Source organism: Aquitalea pelogenes (assembly GCF_001515305.1).
Taxonomy (GTDB): domain Bacteria; phylum Pseudomonadota; class Gammaproteobacteria; order Burkholderiales; family Chromobacteriaceae; genus Aquitalea; species Aquitalea pelogenes.
On the sequence record NZ_LNQV01000156.1, the window covers coordinates 1 to 219 of the forward strand.

Consider the following 219-nt stretch of genomic DNA (forward strand, 5'->3'; position numbering starts at 1 on the left):
CTCCAGTACCGAACGGCGCGCTTCCTTCAATTGCAAGAACAGCGGCTGGTCGTAGTTGTCCTGCAGCAGCATCACCAGGCAGCGCGTCCCCACGCTGCCCACGCCCACCACCTTGAAGGCCTCCAGTACCGAACGGCGCGCTTCCTTCAATTGCAAGAACAGCGGCTGGTCGTAGTTGTCCTGCAGCAGCATCACCAGGCAGCGCGTCCCCACGCTGCC

General features: G+C 63.0%; 1 protein-coding gene. It reads right to left on the reverse strand.

The features are described from left to right. Positions 1 to 219: DUF2252 family protein (locus AWT75_RS23315; protein WP_161937799.1), on the reverse strand; the 219-nt coding region annotated here is incomplete at both ends.